The following is a 19,697-nucleotide window of genomic DNA, read 5'->3' as shown; positions in this document are numbered from 1 at the left end:
CCCGAGTTTTTTTCAGATCAGAGAAGGTAGACCGACCATCGCGCGGATGTCTTCCGGCGTGGCCCCATCTGCGCGGTATTTTGAGATCGCGCGCGCATCATCCCGCTTGGCAAGACGCTTGCCGGTGTCGTCGCGGATCAGGTTGTGGTGATGATATGTGGGCGTCGGGAGACCGAGCAGGCGCTGCAGCAGAACATGGATTGAAGTCGCGTCGAACAAATCCGCGCCGCGCACAACATGCGTGATGCCCTGCACGGCATCGTCTACAACTACCGACAGATGATAGGATGTGCCCATATCCCGTCGCGCAAGAACGATATCACCAGCGGTGTTGGGCAGCATGTCTGGCCCAAACTCGATCCGGCCCTTTTCACCGTTTGGCCCGGCACCGCTTTCTGTGAACCCTAGATACGACGCCCAAGGGCCGGTTCCATCAATCCGGTACTCAAACCCCGCTTCCAAGACTGCTTGGGCCATGTCAAGGCGCAGTGTTTCGCCCTGCGGGCGTGGATGGGTGTCCGGGAATGTACGTTCCCATGTCATTTCGCGGCAAGTCCCGGGATAGATCAAACCGTCCGGGCCATGGGTTGGCACACCTTCCTGAGGGGCGCTTGTCGCTGCCTTGATGTCGGCACGTGTGCAGGTGCAGGGGTAGACCAGGCGGCGCCGCCACAGAGTGTCCAGTGCCCTGGAATAGGCATCCAGGTTGTCTGATTGGCGCAGCACGGGGCCATCCCATTCGACATCCAGCCAGCGCAAGTCGTCGTAGATCTGTTCTTCCCACTCTGGCCGGGCGCGGGATTGGTCGATGTCTTCCATCCGCAACAGGAACGTGCCGTTTTCGGCGCGGGCCATATCGTGGGCAAGCATGGCTGAATATGCGTGCCCGAGGTGCAAAGGCCCTGTTGGCGACGGGGCAAAGCGGGTGACGAAGGTCACGCTTTTTCAAGCACGTAGACGGTAGACTTCAAGTCAATGCCCGGAAGGTGATCGCCATGCTCCTTGAACAGAAGGTGTGCGGCACCGCAATCTGTCCACTCGGACACACCTTGCTGGTTGGCTGGATCTTCAAGCGCGTGATCGTTGAAGGAAAAGACCAGTTTGCCGCGCTTGGGCAACGCACGCATCAATGTGTGCAGTACATCGATGGGCGCTGCGCCGGCTCCGATCACACCAATGGCCGCCATGGCCGCATATCCCTGGCGCGGCAACGCGCTGCCTGCTTCGATTTGGTCCAGATGACGATAGGCTCCTTTGGCGCGTGCGCCGTCCAGCATCTCCGTAGACAGGTCCACGCCGTCGATGACCTCGAACCCGGCAAGTTTCAGGGCCAGTCCCGACAGCCCGGTTCCACAGCCAAAATCCAGAATTGGGGATGACACGTCAGAAACATGAGACTTCAAAGCATCGGCGCAACGGCCCGGTGTCGCGTAGCCGTTCTCAGCCACTTCTGCTTCGTAACTTGCAGCCCAATCGTCGTAAAGTGCGCGGGTCGAGGCCGCGTCACGGGCCGTATAGGCCTTGTCCAGAAATCCAGTCATGGAGGCAGAGTAACGGGCGCGCAGCGCGTCCGTCCAGTGCCTTAGGCAGCGACCGCTTGCGGCGCCAACCAGGCCTGCCAATCTGCTTTTGCCCGGTCGGTATAGGCCTTGTAGCGGTCTTTGCGCCCGCGCCGCCCGCCTTTGAGGCCTTCAACCGGGGGAAACAGTCCGAAATTCACGTTCATGGGTTGGAATGTCTTGGCCTCGGCCCCGCCGGTGATGTGGGTGATCAGGGCACCCATGGCGGTGGTATTGGGGGGCATATCAAGTGTGCCGCCCAGAATCTCGGTGGCGGCCGCGCGACCGGCCAAAAGACCCATGGCGGAGGATTCTACATAGCCTTCGACCCCAGTGATCTGGCCAGCGAAGCGAATATTGGGTCGCGATTTGAGGCGCATATCGTCTGTCAGCAATGTTGGACTGTTCAGGAACGTGTTGCGGTGGATGCCGCCGAGGCGGGCAAAGCGTGCATTTTCGAGACCGGGAATAGATTTGAAAACATCGGCTTGCGCGCCGTACTTCATTTTCGTCTGGAAGCCCACGATGTTATACAACGTGCCCAGCTTGTTGTCGCGGCGCAGTTGAACGACGGCGTGCGCCTTTACGTCGGGTTGATGTGGATTGGTCAGGCCCACGGGCTTCATCGGGCCATGCCGCAGCGTTTCCCGCCCCCGTTCGGCCATCACCTCGATGGGCAGGCAACCGTCGAAATAGCCCGCGGTTTCGCCCTCATGAAACTCGGTTTTGTCGGCGGCGAGCAGCGCGTCGATGAAAGTATCGTATTGCTGCTTGTCCATAGGGCAGTTGAGGTAAGCGGTCCGCTCTTCTTCGGTCTCGCCCTTGTCATAGCGGGACTGCATCCACGCTTTTTCCATGTCGATGCTGTCGAAATAGACGATGGGCGCGATGGCATCGAAGAACGCCAGCGCCTCGGTTCCCGTTTCGGCTGCGATGGATTGCCCCAACGCGGTTGAGGTCAGTGGCCCTGTGGCAAAAATCCAGTGACCATCATCGGGCAGGGCGGTGATCTCACCATATTCTACCGACACATTCGGGTGCGCCATCAGCGCGTCGGTCACGGATTGCGCGAAAGGGTCACGGTCCACAGCCAGCGCACCACCGGCAGGCAAACGGTGCTTGTCGGCGGTCTGCATGATCAGGCCATTGGCTTCCCGCATCTCCCAATGCAGCAGGCCGACGGCGTTCTGTTCGCTGTCATCCGACCGGAAGGAATTTGAGCACACCATCTCGCCCAACAAACCCGTCTGGTGGGCAAAAGTGCCGACCTTCGGGCGCATTTCATGGATGACGACTTGCACGCCCATATTGGCGGCCTGCCATGCAGCTTCGGACCCGGCCATGCCGCCGCCCACGATGTGAAGGATCTGTGTCATGGCGCGGATGTAGGGCATGCCGAGCGGTCGCGCAATCCATACGCCTGCGGTCAGCGGCTTTGACAAAAATCAACATGGGCGCGCGCCGCCTCGTCTAACTACAGAGCACAACAAGACAGGACACGAAAATGACACGTCTCAAAATCATTGGTGTGATTGCGGCACTCATTGCTCTTCAAGCATGCGAGGAACCGGATCGCTACCCGATCAGCGGTGAACCCTGTGGACCCGAGGATCCGGTGGTTGTCTCACCGCCCGGCGATTGCGGGCCTGTAACCTGAGAATACACAGCTTTCGGCGGTTCCGAGACGTTTTTCAGGAGGTTGGGGAGTTTTGGGGTCGCCGCTGCGGGGATGGTCGGTCAGAGAGAGGCTGACCTGGAGGGACCTTCCGCATACGGCGACCCAAAATCGTCGTCGGTGGTTAACCGTGACTTATTTGTGCCCCATTTGTGCCCAAATTACCAGTGATCATTTGGAAATAGTCGGGTCACGATTTGGAAACAACCAAAAATCGTCTCGGATTTTAAAGAGTATGCAGCGGCTATTGCGTCCAGTTTGGAGGCCGCTTTTCGATGAAGGCATCAATGCCCTCGGCGGTGTCGCGGTCCAACATGTTCTGCACCATCACATCACCGGTATAGGCATAGGCTTGATCGATGGGCATTTGCAGCTGGTTGTAGAACGCCTGTTTGCCAATTTTCACCGCACTTCCCAGTTTGTCCGCAATCTGCGCGGCAAGGTTTTGAGTTGCACTTCCAAGCTCATCCATCGGCACAGCATGGTTAACAAGCCCCAATTCCGCAGCGCGGTCGGCTTCAATGAATTCACCTGTAGTCAGCATCTCGAACGCCTGCTTGCGTGGGATATTGCGGCTGAGCGCCACCATGGGCGTTGAACAGAACAGCCCGATATTCACGCCGTTCACGCCAAAGCGGGTGCCTTGTGCAGCCAAGGCCAGATCGCATGTCGCCACAAGTTGACAGCCCGCCGCCGTGGCGATGCCGTGGACCTGCGCAATGACCGGTTGGGGCAGGGACTGCACCCGCGCCATCATGGCGGCGCAGCGGTCGAACAAGTCTTTGAAATAGGCGGCGCCACCATCCTCGGCTTGTCGCCCCGCCGTCATCTGCTTCAGATCGTGACCCGCGCAAAAAGCTTTACCCGCACCCGACAGGACAACAGCCCGGACCGATCGGTCCTCCGCCACTTCATCCAGCGCGCCGTGAACGGCTGCAATCATCTCGTCCGACAGGGCGTTTAGCCGTTCAGGTGCGTTCATCCTCAGATGCGCCACCGCGTCCGTGACCTCACGTTCCAGAATTGCCATCTTGCCCTCCCGCAGATTTGCGGCTCACCCTAGGCCAGGGAAGGCATGAGGGAAAGTATGGCAGTTGTTATGACCGCGCCCGAGATGAACGCATTTTTGCAAAAAGTGTTTTTGGAGGTTGCAGGCGAGTTTCACGTCGAGGAGGTGACAGAAGAAGGCGTTGTCCTGCGATTGCTGGTCCAGGACAGACATCTGCGCCCCGGCGGCACGATTTCAGGTCCGGCGATGTTCGGGCTGGCGGATGTCACTGCCTATATGGTGACGCTGGCCCATATCGGGCCGCGTGCGCTGGCTGTCACGACGAATTGCGCGATCGACTTCATGCGCAAGCCCAAGGCAGGGGTGGACCTGATTGCCCACGGCCGTCTGCTGAAACTGGGCAAGCAGTTGTCCGTCAGCGACGTATTGCTGTTCTCGGAAGGGGACGAAAAGCCTGTTGCAAGGGCCAGCCTGACCTATGCGATCCCGCCACAGGGTGTTGATCTGCCGCAATAAAAAACGGCCGGGTCAGGGACCAACCTGAAGCCCGGCCGCAAGGGAAGAGGTCTGGCAAGTGCCACGGGGATGTCACACCCGCCAGAACACGCGCCGCGCTTCAAAATCGGCCTCGGCGGGTGTCAGTCCGACGTCACGCAGCAAGTGTGGGGGCAGCTGGTGCAGTGCCAGTCTGCTGCGGCGACGCTCGGCCCATTTCGACAGCACCACTGCGACGCGCAACGCGATGACCGAGGTTGCCGGAATGCGGTTCTGCGCAGTCAGGTAAGCCAGGTGTGAGGCGGGCGATTGCATATGGTGTGTCATGGGAATCTCCTAAATTGTATTGACACAATGTGGCGTGAATGCCATGGGTAAGTGATACAATGCAGATTATCGCAACGCTATGGAAACATTGTAATGAGTACAATTTGGTCGCCGGAATTGCTGGATGGGCAGGGGCCGAAATACAAGGCTGTGATGCAGGCGATCCGTCAGCGCATCTTGGACCATGACCTTACGCCAGGGGACAAGCTGCCGCCTGTGCGCGATCTGGCGTGGAGCCTTGGGATAACCCCCGGCACCGTGGCGCGTGCTTATACGCTGCTGACCGATGACGGCACTCTGATGGCCGAGGTCGGGCGCGGCACCTTCGTTGCACAACCCGATGAAAAGGGGCCGCTTTATGCGGATGTGCCGTTGGAAGTGGACAGTGCCAGGCACAATGCCGAAGCGCAGACTTGGAACGTCAATCTGTTCTCGCCCCATCTGCCCAGCGTGGGGCAGGCGACCCTGATCCGCAAACTGCTGGCGGATGTGGCACAGGATCCGCCGTCGGGCATGATGCATTATCCAACGCGCACTGGAGGCGCGCCCGCGCGGGCCGCGGCAGCCGCGTGGCTGGGCGATGCACCCATAGGGTCATTCAACGCCGATGACATCGTGCTGGCCAATGGTGGGCAGAATGCGATTTTGTTGATCTTTCAGGCACTTCTCAAGGGTCGGCGGCCCGCGATCCTGGTGGAAGACCTTGCTTATCCCGGCTTCCGACGGGCGGCAGAACTGTTGCGGGCCGATGTAATTCCGGTTGAAATGGACGAACATGGCGTCATCCCCGAAGCGCTGGAAACGGCTGCCAAAAGCCATGACGCGCAGGTGTTCTGCACCTCGCCGGAGGTCCACAACCCCACATGCGGCTTTACCCCCGTCGAACGCCGCGAAGCGATTGCGGATGCCGCAAGGCGCAATGACCTCAGTATCCTTGAAGATGATTGTTACCGTTTGGGGCAGGCACAGGCCCCCAGCTACCGGATGATTGTACCAGAACGCACTTGGTACATTTCGTCGATCTCCAAATCCATCACGCCCGCCTTGCGCCTCGGTATTGCCGTGGCCCCCAAGGGACAGGCGAACATCTTGCGGCGCACGGCGGAATACTCGTTCTTCGGTCTCGCCACGCCGCTCACCGATCTTTTTGCGGCCTTGCTGGTGCACCCGGACCTGCCGCACCTGATGGCCGATGCGCGCAAGGGGATCGGCACTTATGTGCAGCGTGCCGTAAACGTACTGGGCGGTTATGACATCACGTGGCGCAAGGACGTTCCATTCCTTTGGCTGCGCCTGCCAGAAGGGTGGCGCGCGGGCGCTTTTGTGCAAGCAGCCGCGCAACAAGGTGTAGGCATCCGTGCCGCCGAAGACTACGCCTGCCGCGATGCGCGCACGCCCCATGCGGTGCGCATTGCCATCAATGCAGGTGTCAGCCTTCAATCGTTCGAGGCGGCATTCGAACGGCTGCGCGTTCTTCTGGACAACCCACCTGACCAGATCGGGGTCTAAAGCAGCCCGCCCGCGCCCCAGGCCAAACCAAACCCAATCGTCGCGGCAGACAGCACTGCCGCATAACCGGCCAGTTTGACCCATGAAAACGGTCGTTCCCCATATGTGCGGCCCTGCATTCCGCAGACGACGACCTTCATTGCGTCGCCACCATATTGGTAGTGCATGATCCAGACAGGCAGCAGGATGCGCCTGTATCGGATGCCGCTGGTATCAGTGATGTAGCGCACGTCATGCACGCCAGACTTGCCCACATGCCCCTTGATACGGTTGCGGATCAGCAGATCCTTGTCGTCGGCATTGGCCTCAAGCCCTTCGGCTACAGACTGGTGATGCCGCTCAGCCCCAAAGCCCGAGAGGTAGCCGGGACGATAGGGGCGCAACCGGCGCGGTTCGAAATCATGCAGGATACCGTCGCGGATCAAGGGCGTCACATGGGGCGAAGCTGGCACCAGCAGGTCATCGAAGGTGATGCGCAGCCCGCCGGATGTCCGGCGCACCACCGTTCGCTTGTTCCGACGGACTTTGTACTTGGCCCAATAGTTCACAGCCTCTTCACTGTCGAAGGTCCAGAACGGGACATAGAGGCCTGCCACGCGCGCCTTGGATACCACGGTTTTCAAATCCGATGGCGCTGCCCATCGCCGGGCCACCCAATCGAGCGCCGCTGCCTGCGCATCGCTCTCAGGCACACGGAACGGGATCAATGCCTTGGTTTGGTAGCCTGTGTCGCTGGTCGCCAGCACCACCGGCCCGTCACAATAGGCGCAACGCTCGGACAGGGCCTGGCCCACAAACACCACATCGCCGCCGCAGGTCTGGCAGTGATGCACGCGGGTTTCAGCCACCGCCGGCGCATCGACGTCGGGCGCATCGGGATCGAAGTTGAATTCGCTCGCAGCCTCGGCATCGTTGTCCGTCTCTAACCCATACCGCGTGGCGCAACTGGAACACACAAGCGCCTGTTGTGCCGGGTCGTAGATACATTGCCCCGCGCAATTGGCGCATTGCAGTTCGGACTGTGCGGCGGTCAGATCGTCCATCAATCGGACTCCATGATCGCCATGGCAATCTCAAGCAGGACACGAAGGCGCAGCCAGCCCCGGTCGATGGCTGCCCCAAGATCGCCGTTCACGCCCCAATCGCCTATGATGGTTGCGATGAACCATGTGGTCATCAGCCAGAAGGCGACCAACGACCACCCGCGCAGGGATCGCAACCAACCGGCAGAGCCGTGTTTCAGCTCGTGTTTGGCCTCGTAGACCACGATCAGCTTGCGCATTGCGGGAATGCCAAGAGCCGTTGCAAAGGCGAGCAGCGACAGGGTGGCAAGGGCAGGGGCGGCAAGGTCTAGGAGCATGCGCCACCAAATCCCGCCGGATTTATGGGGTAATACAATACCTTATTTTTAACCATCTGTTTTTGCTTATTAAAAACAGTCATGCTGCCATTGACCTGCATTTGCCCTGCTGTATAACCGCGCAATCTGAAATTCCACCCTTCAAGGGATTCACCTTATGAAAACCTATACCGCAACACCTGCGGACATCGACAAGAAATGGATCCTGATCGACGCCGAAGGCGTTGTTCTGGGCCGTCTTGCCTCGATCGTCGCCATGCGTCTGCGTGGCAAGCACAAGCCGTCGTTCACACCCCACATGGACTGTGGCGACAACGTGATCATAATCAACGCGGACAAGATCCAATTGACCGGCAACAAGCGTCAGGAAAGCCACTACTGGCACACCGGCCACCCCGGCGGGATCAAGTCGCGCACCAAGGAACAGATCCTTGAGGGCGCACATCCCGAGCGCGTTGTGACACTGGCCGTCAAGCGGATGCTGCCCGGCAACCGTCTGAGCCGTCAGATCATGACAAACCTGCGTGTCTATGCCGGTGCTGAGCACCCGCATGAAGCACAAAGCCCCGACGTTCTGGACGTGAAATCCATGAACAAGAAAAACACCCGGAGCGCATGAGCATGGCTGACGAAATCAACACACTCGAAGACCTGCAAGCGGCCGTCACCGACGATATCGGCGGCGTTCAAGGCACCGAAGAGCTGGTCGCGCGCGACCCCGTCCGTGACGAATTTGGTCGCTCCTACGCCACCGGCAAACGGAAAGACGCGGTTGCCCGTGTCTGGATCAAGCCCGGTTCGGGCAAGGTCACCGTCAACGGCAAAGACATGAACACCTACTTTGCACGCCCCGTTTTGCAGATGATCCTCGCGCAGCCCTTCACTGTGGCCGGTGTCGAAGGCCAGTTTGACGTGGTTGCCACGGTCAAGGGTGGTGGGCTTTCCGGTCAGGCTGGTGCGGTCAAGCACGGCGTGTCCAAGGCACTGCAACTGTATGATCCTTCCTTGCGCGGTGCGCTGAAAGCGGCGGGCTTCCTTACCCGCGACAGCCGTGTCGTTGAGCGTAAGAAATACGGTAAGGCCAAAGCGCGTAAGAGCTTCCAGTTCTCCAAACGCTAAGCTGTACACCCATCTTTTCGAAAAGGCCGCTCCTCTCAGAGCGGCCTTTTTGTGTTTTGAAGTGGGCATGAGCCGAACTGTCACAGGTCTGGCCAATTCAGCATCGCGGTCCGGCTTCTTCGGTGCGCCTGTGCGCTGCCTGATCTAAGCTGGCTCTACGTCCGTGTCCGCAGAAAAGGTATGCCGTGTACGAAGTCTCGCAGGTCATGCAAATGGTTCGTCCATTGTTGGGGCGCGCAGGGCTGCCGACCGATGGATGGAACGCGCATCGCCTGTCGCGCCGGGATGATGCGGTGATGCACCGTGTGGTCGTGAAACTGACCGCACCGGGGCGTGCGCCACTTGTCACCAAGCTGGTGTTCCGACCGCACGATCGGGACGCATTTGCGAAATCCGCGGATCGCCAACGGGCCGTGACCGCGGCCATGGGGCAGGGCGCGCACATCCACGCAGTAGATCCGGATGTACAAATGGTGCTTATGGATTTCGTTCCCGGCGAAACTCTCTTTGACCTGTGTACAGGCCGCAAGGTTGCAGATCACGCACGCGCACTGAAGGTCGCAGGCCATTGGGTTGATCGCTTTCACCGGCATGACAGGTTTGAGCCGCGCCGCTTTCAACCCAAGTTTACCCTGTCCCATCTGCACAAACTGCATGGGTCGGTCAGGGATGGCACGTTTCGCATACCCCAGCGCAAAGCGTTTCAGGCCTTTCTGCAGCACACCATTGAATCCGCACCAGAACCTGAGGATTGCACAACAATCGCAGCAGTGGGACATGGTGACCTGAACATGCGCAATATCCTGATTGACGGGGACCAGGCATGCGGGCTGGATTATGGCGCGCCGGGGCTTTTGCCGGTTGGGCACGACCTTGCGCGCCTGTTCTGCCACTACGGTACACTTTGCGCCGCGCCCGGTGCGCGGGGCGATGGCCCGCTTCCCGGAATAGATCTGGGGCCATTCTTCAATGGCTACACCTTGACCGGGCCGGACGATGCGGTCGTGGCCTTTCTTTGCAAGGCGCGACTGATCCGCGATTGGCAGACCATTCCGAAGGCCGCACTGAAACGCAGTGTGGCGCAGCAAATGCGGTTCAGGGGGATACAAAAACTGACGCAAGCCATTTGCAGCTGATCGATACGATGTTGTCAGGCGTCCGGTTTGAGCAGTCCGAGACCCCGCAGATAAATGCCGATCCCGGTTTCCAGAAGGTCTTCGGGCGGAAAGGGCGATGCGCGGCCGGGCGAGTTGCGCGCAAAAAGCTCAACCACGCCATGGCTCATCGCCCAGATATGGGCCGAGAACATGGAGGCCGGAGGGCGCTTATCTTCCGGAATATGTTGGGATAAATCCGAAGCGGCCTTTTCCAGCACCGCATTGGCGCGTGTTGCCACATCCGCAAGTTCCGGCGTGCGGTTGGTCGAAATTCCGCTTTCGAACATCGCGATGTAGTGTCCGGGGAAGCGGCGCGCAAAGGCCAGATAGGCGCGGCCCGTGGCCTCAAAGGCTGCCAGAGCCGATGGTTGGCCGGATTGATACGCATGCTCCATCAGGTCAGCGAAGATGCCATAGCCCTGACGCGCGCATTCTGCGATCAGGTCTTCGCGTCCTTCGTAGTGCCGATAGACGGCTGCCGGTGTCACACCGGCCTGCTTGGCCGCTTCGGACAGGGTGAACCCGGTCGGGCCCTTCTCTTCGATCAACTTGAGAGCTGCTTCGATGAGGGCTTGTCGCAAATTACCGTGATGGTAGCCGCGTTTAGGCATCCCAGATGTCCGGTCCGCCACAAACGTCTTTGTCTATCTTTCCAATCGCTTGCGGGTCTTTATTCGTGTAGTCAAGGCCATGCAGAACAGTGCGGATCGCGTTCAGCCGCGCCCGCTTCTTGTCGTCAGACCGTACGACAGTCCAAGGCGCGTGACTGGTATGGGACCGCTCCAGCGTTTCTCGAATGGCGTCAGTATAGGCGTCCCATTTCTTCAACCCCTCAACGTCAATCCAGCTGAGTTTCCATTGCTTCAGCGGGTCGCGTTCGCGCGCCATAATGCGGCGCAACTGCTCGGCCCGACAGACGTTCAGCCAGAACTTGAACACATGGATGCCGTCATCGACCATCATCGATTCAAACGGGTTCACCTGGACAAAGAAATGTTCGCGTTGTTTGGGCGTGCAAAAGCCGAAAACCTGTTCGACCACACCTCGGTTGTACCAACTGCGGTCAAAGAACGTGATCTCACCGCCTGCAGGTAACTGCCTGACGTATCGCTGAAAATACCACTCCGTCGCTTCCGTCTCGGTCGGTTTGGACAGGGCCACAACGCGTGCGCCGCGCGGATTGAGGTTCTCGCGAAAGCGCTTGATTGTCCCGCCCTTGCCAGCTGCATCCCGCCCTTCGAACACACAGGCCACGCGCGCACCGGTGTTTGACACCCAGTCCTGCATCTTGACCAACTCGATCTGCAGAGCCTCCATCTCGCGCTCATACTTCTTTTTGCCCATCCGCTCGTCATGCGGATAGGTCGGCGTCAGGATGTCACCCTTGTCCGCCGTAGTGATCTTGCCGCGAATGTCTTCAGGCGCACCGGTTTCAAAGAAGTCGGTGATCGCGCCGTCGAAGGGAAGGCTCATGGCTCATCGCCCCAAAAGTTACTGCTCTTAACATCCAATATGGGGGAGCGCGGCGCTTAACGCAAACCCGCACGTGTCGCGACGCGATCAATTGCGTCGATGACCGTCTCGGGGTGAGTGTGCTGCGGCATATGACCGGCACCGGCCAGAACAGTGACGTTGGCGCCGTCGATTTGGTCGGGCAGCTTCGCCGAGTGCACGTCCAGCGGAACGATAGTATCTGCATCCCCGTGAACAACTTCGACCGGCACGGTGATTTTGTCGTACTCGGCAGACATGCGAACAACATGCGGACGCAGCCAGTTCACCTGACGTGCATTGGCCCGCATCGATGCGCGGCGCAGGATCAGGGCAGGGCCCACATGGTCGATGTACCCATCCGGCGCGTCTTGCGGCGCAAAGATGTTCGACACGACGGTATCAACATAGGTCTGAGGCACAAATGCGGACAGCAACGGCACCACAAGGCCGCCGCCAAGCGTTGAACCGTTGACCTTGTATGTCCAATCCAACTCTCCCGGCCACGGATTTGCGACGCCTGCGACGGACACGATGCCCGCCAAATCATCAAATTCCAACGCCCAGGCCAGGGCCACGATCCCGCCAAAGGAATGTCCAAGCACAATCGGGTTCCGCACGCCCAACTGGTCTGTTGCGGCCCGGAGCAGTCGCGCCTGTTCCGCCGGGCTGGCATGCGCCGTTGTCCAAGAGGATTTGTGCTTTGGGGACATCTGCTCGGTCCATCCGAGGCCGGGCCTGTCCAGAATTGTAACGCGGTACCGATCCTTCACCATGTCGGCAAACGCAAAGGTGAAGTCGCGCGTGTTACCGGATGCCCCATGGATCAAGACCAGATCTGGACCGTCGCCCATCTGCTGGGCATGCACGCCCACGCCATCCACATCAACGATTTGGCCCATGGCCGCATATGCAGCTTCGGCGTCGCGTTCGCGTTTCAGTGCAAACAACTGAACCACCGCGACACACAGGACGACAAGGCCCAGAAGAACAAACAGTCCTGATTTCATGCGCTTACCCCCTCAGATCGGTGGTGTCTTGTCCGATCCGGTCCATATCATACGGGGTTGTCAGATAAATCTCGGACAGCCAATTGCCATAAAGAAGATGGGCGTGACTGCGCCAACGGTTGGCGGGAGTTTGCGCGGGATCATCACTGGGAAAGTAGCCGACGGGCAGGGCAATTTCGGCCCCTTCCACCTGAACGGATGCCAGATCTCGGTCGTATTCCTGTTTCAGCGTGTCACTGTCGTACTCGAAGTGGTTGAGGATATACAGGGCACGGTGTGCGGGGTCCTCGATCAAACATGGACCAGTGACGTCCGATCCCAAAAGGATGGGCAGACCAGCGGCTTCGACCTCGGGCGCACGCACCTCTGTCCAGCGGCTGACCGGCACTACGCAATCATCCGAGAAGCCGCGCAAATAGGGGGACGCGGGCGCCAGATTTGTGTGCCGATACGCCCCGAACAGTTTCGATCCCAGCAGATGTTTCGAGACCTTGTGAAAGTGGTGAAGCATTGCCATGCCACCCCAGCACACGCCGAACGTCGAATGCACGTGGGTCTGGGTCCAGTCCATGATCTCTTCCAGCTCGGACCAGTAATCCACATCCTCGAAATCGAGATGTTCAATGGGAGCGCCAGTAATGATCAGGCCATCAAGCTTCTGGTCCTTCACATCCTGAAAGGTGCGATAAAAGCTCTCCATGTGTGCCGCGGCCGTGTTCTTGGTCTCGTGATCCGACATGCGGATCAGCGACAGCTCGATCTGCAACGGTGTGGCCCCGATCAATCGCGCAAACTGCGTTTCGGTTTGGATCTTCTTGGGCATCAGGTTCAGCAGCCCGATCTTGAGCGGGCGAATATCCTGACGGCTGGCCAGCGCCTCGTCCATGACCATCACGCCCTCGTTCGTCAGAACGTCGTAGGCGGGCAAGTCAGATGGTAATTTGATGGGCATGGGTCTGTTCCAGTTGAAGTCTGAAGGCCGGACTTAAGCTGCCAAGCCCCGACGCTCAAGGGCAGCTGCAACCAGATTGACGAAATCCGCTTCACCATTGAGCGAGGCAACCTCGTCCGCTGTCACGGTCACACCCCAGCGGGCCATGGCTTCGTAGCGAGGCTGGCGGTGGGCGAGGGCGCGGGCATAGGTCCAGCGGACAAAGGTGTCGGGATCGACCTTGTCCTGTGCTTCCCCGGTTTCGGACAGGTAGGTCGTCCAGCAGTCTAGCAGAAATTCGGGCTGGTAGGCCATCGGTTTGGGAGCCTTGTCAAAGCGCGCGATCAGGGCCGCCGTGTGCGCCTCGTCCCCTTTGATCCAGATGGGCAGGGCAACTGTGCTGAGCGTTGTCATCAGGGGGTCATGATCATCAGCGGGGTCCACCCATTCGCAGATTGACCCGCCGGTATCGCAGATGAAGTTGGGATAGCCATAGAGTTGCAGCGCCCGCTCGGCGAAATAGCCGGTGTCGTTGAGTGCTGCGATCTCGGATTGGCGAAACTGTTCCTGCCGCCGCCTGTACTCATCTATGGGCAGCCCGCCTTTGGCCGGATCACCGGGCTTTCCCAGATAGGTTGAGACGGGGGACAGGTTATGGAAGGTGATGTTCGACCCGATATAGATGCTGTTGGTCATCAGGAGGTCACGCAGAAACGGGACCTTCATAGCCTCGGCCTTGGCATTGTCAGCGATGCGTTCACCCATGTATCGCGTGCCAATGCGGTAATCGATCGAGTAGTGGAACCAGGTGCCGCTGTCGCGGACCGTGGTGGACATATGGGTCTTGCCCAGTCCCGACATGCCATAGACCAGCACCCGCTTGGACGGCGCCGCGCGCCAGTGATCTGCATCGCGGTAAAGCATCTGTGTCATCGTCCCCGTACCGTTCTTGCGGTTTGGCTTGTCCTAGCCTTGGGGCGTTTGGGGGTCAACGTGTCGACGGCGCAGGAGGGTCAGGATGCGACCATCAAGGATCGCAAGGCCCAGAGCCAGAAGGGCAAAGCCAGCGAATGCGTTGGGATTGAGCGTTTCACTCCGCACGGCTGCGCCGAGGACAATGGCAACGGGCGGAATGACAAGCGTGACCAGCATCAGGTTTCCGGCCCCCGCCATCGCAAGCACCCGGTAATACAGCAAATAGGCGCCGGCCGTCGCGACAATCGAGAAATAGCCAATCGCAAGCAGCGTATCGGTTTGCAGCGAAAGGGTGATGGGGCCATCCACAATCCACGCAAGTGGCACCGTGATGAGGGATGATCCCGTCAACATACCCGCGGCCGCAACCTGCGGCGGCAACCCACCCAGAAAGGTCCGCGCCCAGACGCCTGCGAACGCATAGCTGACGGTGCCCGCGATCACGGCAAGCTGCGCCAGACTGCGCACATCGAAATTCCGGAAATTCTCCAGCCCGATGGCGACGGCAACTCCGAAAAAGCCCAGACAGACGCCAAAGCCCTTGCGCATCGTGAACCGTTCATCTGCCAGGAAGACCGCCGCAACGACCACGCCAAAAATGGCCGTTGCCGCATTCAGGATCGACGTGAGCCCCGTTTCGATATGCAACTGCCCCCACGCCATCAGCCCAAATGGAATGGCGTTGTTCAAGAGGCCCATCCCCAAAAATCCGACCCAGACGCGTGGGGCGCGGGGCACAGGCAAGCGCATGGCCGCCACAACAATCCACAAGACACACATCGCCCAGAAGGTCCGATGGGCGATGCTGGTCAGCGGAGAGATTTCATCCAGCGCGATGCGGATCGACAGAAAAGATGCGCCCCAGATCAGACCAAGCAGCAGCAATTCGGCCCATGCGCGGCCAGACAGGGTTTTCTGAGGTATCATGCTTGCACCCTGTCAGGCTTGCAGATGGCCTGCCACCCGGAACCTGCGCAAAGAAAAACCCCGCCCGGACGAGGGGCGGGGTTTGCAAGTTGTCCCCGCGGGGACAGACTTAGAATTTGTACTCGAAGCGCAGACCAACAGAGACCGCGTCGTTACCGTCGAATTGAGCAACTTCGCTTGATCCACCCGGCGCAGAAATCGCGTCACCGGCGTTGGTATATCTTACGCCACCGGACACTGCGAATTTTTCGTTCACGTCATATTTCGCACCAATAGCTATGAACTGTGACCCGTTGCTCGGGGCAAGTGGGGACACAAGGTCATCGTCACCTCTGGTTGTGAACCCCGCGGATACCGACCCGGACCACTTTTCATTAAAGCGACGGCCGACGCCGATGGAAAAATCGAAACCGTCTTCGAGGTCAGTCAGCGCCGTGTTCGAAGAGGCCGGTGTGAGAGCGTCAAACCCTGCTGGCACAACAACCGTGTCAGAGTATCGCGCATAGCGAAGATTGCCGAATAGCAAGGTGTCGGGCGCGATTCCCGTTTGGAAATCGAGATTCAGGCTTTCAGGTGTTTCGACCTCAGTGAGAGTGTTTGCCGCCAACCCGAACGGAAGCGCTGCAACGGAAACCCCATTGATCGTTTCTGTGGTGCGCAGGTCATGCGTTGTGCTGGAGTTGTAGGTTAGTGAAACCCGGAGCGCAATGTCCGGGATTTCATAGGACACGCCAAGCACATAGCCAATATCGCCGTCCGACTCGAAGTTGCCGTTATAGCCGCTCAAAGCGCCAAATGCGGCTCCACCCAAGGATACGGATGCCGACACTTCCTGATAACGCACACCGCCGTGGACCGAAAAATTATCGTTGAATTTGTAGCGCCCGAGCGCTGTATACGCAATGCTGTCCACGGTAGCACCGGTGCCACCAAGGGCCGAGGCGGCTGGGTCCTCACCGTATAATGTATCCGCGCCGTAGGGTTCGTCGACGATTAACGCAAAAGACAATTTGTCTGTGGCGTCGTATTTGATTGCGCCGGACCATGTCAGATAAGAGTCACCAACGTTGCCAATCGGTTGGCCTGCAATGGATGGAACTGGAAAGGTCGAGTTGGTGGTCCCGTCAACGCTCGGGTCAGTGTAGGCCAGCGAAAACTCAAGGTGGTTCCCGGTTGCGAACAAAGGCGAGATATTTTGCCCGGAACGGTCCAAGCCAACGGCAAAGGCGGATGTCGACGACGCCAACAACGCCGCGACCGTCAGAAGACGGGTTTTCATTTCAATTCCTCCCAAAGGCGCGCTTTAGTGATGTCGAGTGAAGTGCGCGTTGGGACTGTATAAGCAGGTTTCAAGGGGTGTGCGTCAATATTGACGCTAGGGCAGAGGTCCCCTTGTGACGGAGCGTCACAAGTTTGTGACATTCAGGTCACAACGCCTTCGTATGGCGCGATTCCACCAGTATATTAACGTAATTGCCCGCAAATATTATGGCGGCGCCCACAAACACCCAGATATCAACGACTTCCCCGTAAACGAGCATTCCAATCACCGCGATGGCTGGAAGGCGGATGAAGTCGATCGGGACAACGACTGTTGCCGGCGCAATCGACAGGGCGTTCGTTAGGCAATAATGCGCCAAGAGCCCCGCACACCCGATCAGGAACACCCAAGGGCCCGTCTGCAGATCGGGCCACGCGATGTCTCCGTCGTACCCTGCCATCACGATCCCCATGACCAACTGCATGGATGTGAGCCAGAACAGGATGGACGTGATCCCTTCGGTGCGCGTGAGTTTTTTGGTCAACATGATGGTGATCGCAAAGAAGATGGCAGAGGAGGCTGCCGTGATCACACCGGCATTGATTCCGGCCATGTCCGGTCGAGCGACGATCAGAATGCCGATGAACCCCATGATGGCCGCCAAGGCGCGCACGGGTGTCAGGCGTTCCCCCAGAATCAGCGGGCTCAGCACGATGACCCAGATGGGTGATGTGAATTCGAGGGCAAAGACCTGCGCCAGCGGAATCACTGTCACAGCGTAGAACCAAAGGTTCTGACCGGTGAAATGGGCCAGATTTCGCACCACATGCGTACCCAACCGCGCCGTCTGGACGTTGCGCCACGCACCGGTGGCCGCGGCCAGGACGCAGACCACAAAAACACCCACGACAGAGCGGTACATCATGATTTCGAATGTATCGAGGCTGTCCGATACCTCGCGCCCTGCAACCGCCATGGTCGAGAACGACGCAATAGAGCCGCTCATCCAAAGTGCGGCCTTGAGGACGGGGCTCATGGCATGCCTTTGATGGTGTAGTCCCGTGCAATGCCTGCCGTCGCGCGTGCCCAGTCGGAGGCGCCTGCGCGGGTTTGGTGCGCGTCGAAGGCGGCGGGGTCGGTGAACTCTTCGGACACGGTCCAGACCAGCGGGTCATCTGTTGGCGTAACGTCAAATCGAATGCAGCCCGGTTCGGCCCGCGTCAGTTGCACATGTTGGGGCAGGGCGGCACGCACGCGCGCGGCCTCATCCTCTGACGCGCAGCGCAGAAACCCGTCCAGTGTCACTCCCATTCGATGGTGCCCGGAGGTTTTGACGTGATGTCATACGTTACCCGGTTGATCCCCGGCACTTCGTTGATGATGCGCGTGGCGGTTTCGCCCAGAAACTCATGGGTGAAAGGATAGTAATCGGCCGTCATCCCATCCACGGATGTGACGGCACGCAGGGCGCAGGCATAGTCATATGTCCGACCGTCACCCATTACGCCCACAGTGCGCACTGGCAGGATGGCGCAGAAGGCTTGCCAGATTTCGTCATACAGACCGTGCTTGCGGATTTGGTCGATATAGACGGCATCGGCTTCGCGCAGAATGTCGAGCTTGGCCCGCGTGATCTCTCCGGGGCAGCGGATGGCAAGGCCGGGGCCGGGGAAGGGGTGCCGACCGATGAAATGATCCGGCAGACCCAATTCGCGGCCCAAGGCGCGCACTTCATCCTTGAACAACTCACGCAACGGCTCAACCAATGTGAGGCCCATCTTTTCCGGCAAGCCGCCGACATTATGATGTGACTTGATGGTGACCGATGGCCCGCCGGAGAAGCTGACGCTTTCGATTACATCGGGGTAGAGGGTGCCTTGGGCAAGGAATTCGGCCCCTTCGATCTGATCGGCGTATTTCTGGAACACGTCGATAAACAAGCGACCGATGATCTTGCGCTTGGTTTCGGGGTCGGACTGGCCGTCGAGTTCCCCAAGAAACAGCTCGGTTTCGTCGGCGTGGATGACCGACAGGTTCATGTGGTCGCGGAACATGCCCACGACTTCCTGCGCTTCGTCTTTGCGCAGCAGCCCGTGGTCGACAAACACGCAGGTTAATTGGTCGCCAACGGCTTCGTGGATGAGGGCTGCGGCAACCGAGCTATCGACGCCGCCCGACAAAGCACAGATGACTTTTTTGTCGCCAACCTGTTCGCGGATGCGTTCCACCGCTTCCTCACGGTAGGCACCCATGGTCCAGTCTCCGGAGAACCCGGCAAGCCGCACGAAGTTTTCGTAGAGCGTCGCGCCCTTTGGTGTGTGATGAACTTCAGGATGAAATTGCACGGCGTAGAAGTGACGTTCGGTGTCTGCGGTAATGGCGTAAGGCGCGTTGGGGGAGGTGCCGTAGACCTTGAACCCCGGTGCCAGTTTCGACACGTGGTCGCCGTGGCTCATCCAGACCTGCTCGTTGCCGTCGGCGAACCAGCCGTCGAGCAGATCAAGCTCGCCTTCGGGCGTGACGAATGCCCGTCCAAATTCGGCTGTGCCGCCGCCGCCGGAAATCTTGCCGCCGTCAACGTGACCGCCAAGCTGCTGCATCATCGCCTGTTGGCCGTAACAGATGCCAAGGACGGGTACGCCCATATCCCAAAGTGCCTCTGGCGCACGCGGTGATCCGTCACGCGTCACGCTGTCTGGTCCACCTGACAGGATCACTGCCTTAGGCGCCATGTCGCGCAGACTGTCATCAGTCACGTTCTGGTACGGATGAATTTCGCAATACACATCCAGCTCGCGTAAACGGCGCGCAATCAACTGCGTCACCTGGCTGCCAAAGTCGATGATGAGGAGGCGGTCATGGGTCAGATCGGTCATGCCGCTGCAATAGGGG

At 59.2% G+C, this 19,697-nt stretch carries 23 protein-coding genes; 6 read left to right on the top strand and 17 right to left on the bottom strand.

Features of this window, described 5'->3' with window-relative positions; all coding sequences use genetic code 11:
- Window positions 1–12: 12 nt before the first annotated feature.
- From gluQRS to trmFO, 3 genes are read right to left on the bottom strand one after another with little or no spacing between them, the layout of a single operon-like run.
- Entirely contained in the window at window positions 13–939 is a 927-nt protein-coding gene (gluQRS, locus tag Q1A32_RS12455; protein WP_299653602.1) for a tRNA glutamyl-Q(34) synthetase GluQRS, read from the bottom strand.
- Window positions 936–1,541, bottom strand: coding sequence for a class I SAM-dependent methyltransferase (locus Q1A32_RS12450; RefSeq protein ID WP_299653599.1), 606 nt, complete (start codon window positions 1,539–1,541; stop codon window positions 936–938). The genes gluQRS and Q1A32_RS12450 overlap by 4 nt, the downstream gene beginning before the upstream one ends.
- 41 nt (window positions 1,542–1,582) lie before the next feature.
- A complete protein-coding gene (trmFO, locus tag Q1A32_RS12445) occupies window positions 1,583–2,935 on the bottom strand; it encodes a methylenetetrahydrofolate--tRNA-(uracil(54)-C(5))-methyltransferase (FADH(2)-oxidizing) TrmFO (protein WP_299653596.1) in 1,353 nt (450 codons plus the stop codon).
- 128 nt (window positions 2,936–3,063) lie between these two features.
- Between trmFO and Q1A32_RS12440 the strand changes: the two genes are divergently transcribed.
- The gene (locus Q1A32_RS12440; protein WP_299612385.1) at window positions 3,064–3,216 is read left to right on the top strand and encodes a hypothetical protein; all 153 of its coding nucleotides are present in this window, start codon (window positions 3,064–3,066) and stop codon (window positions 3,214–3,216) included.
- A 262-nt stretch (window positions 3,217–3,478) separates the two neighbouring features.
- Here Q1A32_RS12440 and Q1A32_RS12435 read toward each other — a convergent pair whose 3' ends face one another.
- A complete protein-coding gene (locus tag Q1A32_RS12435) occupies window positions 3,479–4,264 on the bottom strand; it encodes an enoyl-CoA hydratase (protein WP_299653594.1) in 786 nt (261 codons plus the stop codon).
- A 57-nt stretch (window positions 4,265–4,321) separates the two neighbouring features.
- Here Q1A32_RS12435 and Q1A32_RS12430 point away from each other — a divergent pair, with 57 nt between their 5' ends.
- The gene (locus tag Q1A32_RS12430) at window positions 4,322–4,759 is read left to right on the top strand and encodes a PaaI family thioesterase (RefSeq protein WP_299653592.1); all 438 of its coding nucleotides are present in this window, start codon (window positions 4,322–4,324) and stop codon (window positions 4,757–4,759) included.
- Window positions 4,760–4,831: 72 nt separating this feature from the next.
- On the opposite strand, the gene Q1A32_RS12425 is transcribed toward Q1A32_RS12430, so the two are convergent.
- Window positions 4,832–5,065 carry a DUF1127 domain-containing protein gene (locus Q1A32_RS12425; protein WP_299612390.1) on the bottom strand — a complete coding sequence of 78 codons (234 nt, stop codon included), beginning with the start codon at window positions 5,063–5,065 and terminating at the stop codon, window positions 4,832–4,834.
- Window positions 5,066–5,158: 93 nt separating this feature from the next.
- Between Q1A32_RS12425 and Q1A32_RS12420 the strand changes: the two genes are divergently transcribed.
- Window positions 5,159–6,574 (top strand): PLP-dependent aminotransferase family protein, encoded by a 1,416-nt coding sequence (locus Q1A32_RS12420; RefSeq protein ID WP_299653590.1) that lies wholly within the window; start codon window positions 5,159–5,161, stop codon window positions 6,572–6,574.
- On the opposite strand, the gene Q1A32_RS12415 is transcribed toward Q1A32_RS12420, so the two are convergent.
- A complete protein-coding gene (locus Q1A32_RS12415) occupies window positions 6,571–7,617 on the bottom strand; it encodes a hypothetical protein (protein WP_299653588.1) in 1,047 nt (348 codons plus the stop codon). The two genes, Q1A32_RS12420 and Q1A32_RS12415, sit on opposite strands and share 4 nt — an antisense overlap.
- On the bottom strand, window positions 7,617–7,934 hold the full coding sequence (locus Q1A32_RS12410; RefSeq protein WP_299653586.1) for a hypothetical protein: 318 nt from the start codon (window positions 7,932–7,934) through the stop codon (window positions 7,617–7,619). The genes Q1A32_RS12415 and Q1A32_RS12410 overlap by 1 nt, the downstream gene beginning before the upstream one ends.
- Before the next feature lie 157 nt (window positions 7,935–8,091).
- Between Q1A32_RS12410 and rplM the strand changes: the two genes are divergently transcribed.
- The 3 genes from rplM to Q1A32_RS12395 all read left to right on the top strand — a co-directional run bounded on the left by rplM (window position 8,092) and on the right by Q1A32_RS12395 (window position 10,189).
- Window positions 8,092–8,553 (top strand): 50S ribosomal protein L13, encoded by a 462-nt coding sequence (rplM, locus tag Q1A32_RS12405; RefSeq protein ID WP_299612397.1) that lies wholly within the window; start codon window positions 8,092–8,094, stop codon window positions 8,551–8,553.
- Between the two features lie 2 nt (window positions 8,554–8,555).
- Entirely contained in the window at window positions 8,556–9,053 is a 498-nt protein-coding gene (gene rpsI / locus Q1A32_RS12400; protein WP_299653584.1) for a 30S ribosomal protein S9, read from the top strand.
- 212 nt (window positions 9,054–9,265) lie between these two features.
- Window positions 9,266–10,189, top strand: coding sequence for a phosphotransferase (locus Q1A32_RS12395; RefSeq protein ID WP_299653582.1), 924 nt, complete (start codon window positions 9,266–9,268; stop codon window positions 10,187–10,189).
- A 14-nt stretch (window positions 10,190–10,203) separates the two neighbouring features.
- On the opposite strand, the gene Q1A32_RS12390 is transcribed toward Q1A32_RS12395, so the two are convergent.
- From Q1A32_RS12390 to guaA, 10 genes are all read right to left on the bottom strand, one after another.
- The gene (locus Q1A32_RS12390) at window positions 10,204–10,821 is read right to left on the bottom strand and encodes a TetR/AcrR family transcriptional regulator (RefSeq protein ID WP_299612401.1); all 618 of its coding nucleotides are present in this window, start codon (window positions 10,819–10,821) and stop codon (window positions 10,204–10,206) included.
- Window positions 10,814–11,683 carry a polyphosphate kinase 2 gene (ppk2, locus tag Q1A32_RS12385; RefSeq protein WP_299653579.1) on the bottom strand — a complete coding sequence of 290 codons (870 nt, stop codon included), beginning with the start codon at window positions 11,681–11,683 and terminating at the stop codon, window positions 10,814–10,816. Before ppk2 ends, Q1A32_RS12390 begins: the two co-directional genes overlap by 8 nt.
- A 56-nt stretch (window positions 11,684–11,739) precedes the next feature.
- On the bottom strand, window positions 11,740–12,711 hold the full coding sequence (locus Q1A32_RS12380; RefSeq protein ID WP_299653576.1) for an alpha/beta fold hydrolase: 972 nt from the start codon (window positions 12,709–12,711) through the stop codon (window positions 11,740–11,742).
- 4 nt (window positions 12,712–12,715) lie between these two features.
- On the bottom strand, window positions 12,716–13,663 hold the full coding sequence (gene metA / locus Q1A32_RS12375; protein ID WP_299653573.1) for a homoserine O-succinyltransferase: 948 nt from the start codon (window positions 13,661–13,663) through the stop codon (window positions 12,716–12,718).
- Window positions 13,664–13,696: 33 nt separating this feature from the next.
- Entirely contained in the window at window positions 13,697–14,566 is an 870-nt protein-coding gene (locus Q1A32_RS12370; protein ID WP_299655582.1) for an ATPase, read from the bottom strand.
- A gap of 42 nt (window positions 14,567–14,608) precedes the next feature.
- Window positions 14,609–15,544 carry a DMT family transporter gene (locus Q1A32_RS12365; protein WP_299653570.1) on the bottom strand — a complete coding sequence of 312 codons (936 nt, stop codon included), beginning with the start codon at window positions 15,542–15,544 and terminating at the stop codon, window positions 14,609–14,611.
- Window positions 15,545–15,653: 109 nt separating this feature from the next.
- Window positions 15,654–16,823, bottom strand: a complete 1,170-nt coding sequence (locus Q1A32_RS12360; RefSeq protein WP_299653567.1) for an OmpP1/FadL family transporter — start codon at window positions 16,821–16,823, stop codon at window positions 15,654–15,656.
- 148 nt (window positions 16,824–16,971) lie between these two features.
- Window positions 16,972–17,841 carry a DMT family transporter gene (locus Q1A32_RS12355; protein ID WP_299653564.1) on the bottom strand — a complete coding sequence of 290 codons (870 nt, stop codon included), beginning with the start codon at window positions 17,839–17,841 and terminating at the stop codon, window positions 16,972–16,974.
- A complete protein-coding gene (locus tag Q1A32_RS12350; protein WP_299653560.1) occupies window positions 17,838–18,116 on the bottom strand; it encodes a putative quinol monooxygenase in 279 nt (92 codons plus the stop codon). Before Q1A32_RS12350 ends, Q1A32_RS12355 begins: the two co-directional genes overlap by 4 nt.
- Window positions 18,107–19,681 carry a glutamine-hydrolyzing GMP synthase gene (guaA, locus tag Q1A32_RS12345; protein ID WP_299653557.1) on the bottom strand — a complete coding sequence of 525 codons (1,575 nt, stop codon included), beginning with the start codon at window positions 19,679–19,681 and terminating at the stop codon, window positions 18,107–18,109. The genes Q1A32_RS12350 and guaA overlap by 10 nt, the downstream gene beginning before the upstream one ends.
- Between the last annotated feature and the right edge of the window lie 16 nt (window positions 19,682–19,697).

This window comes from uncultured Tateyamaria sp., assembly GCF_947503415.1.
In the GTDB taxonomy this organism is placed as follows: domain Bacteria; phylum Pseudomonadota; class Alphaproteobacteria; order Rhodobacterales; family Rhodobacteraceae; genus Tateyamaria.
This window is presented reverse-complemented; position numbering and strand designations above follow the sequence as displayed.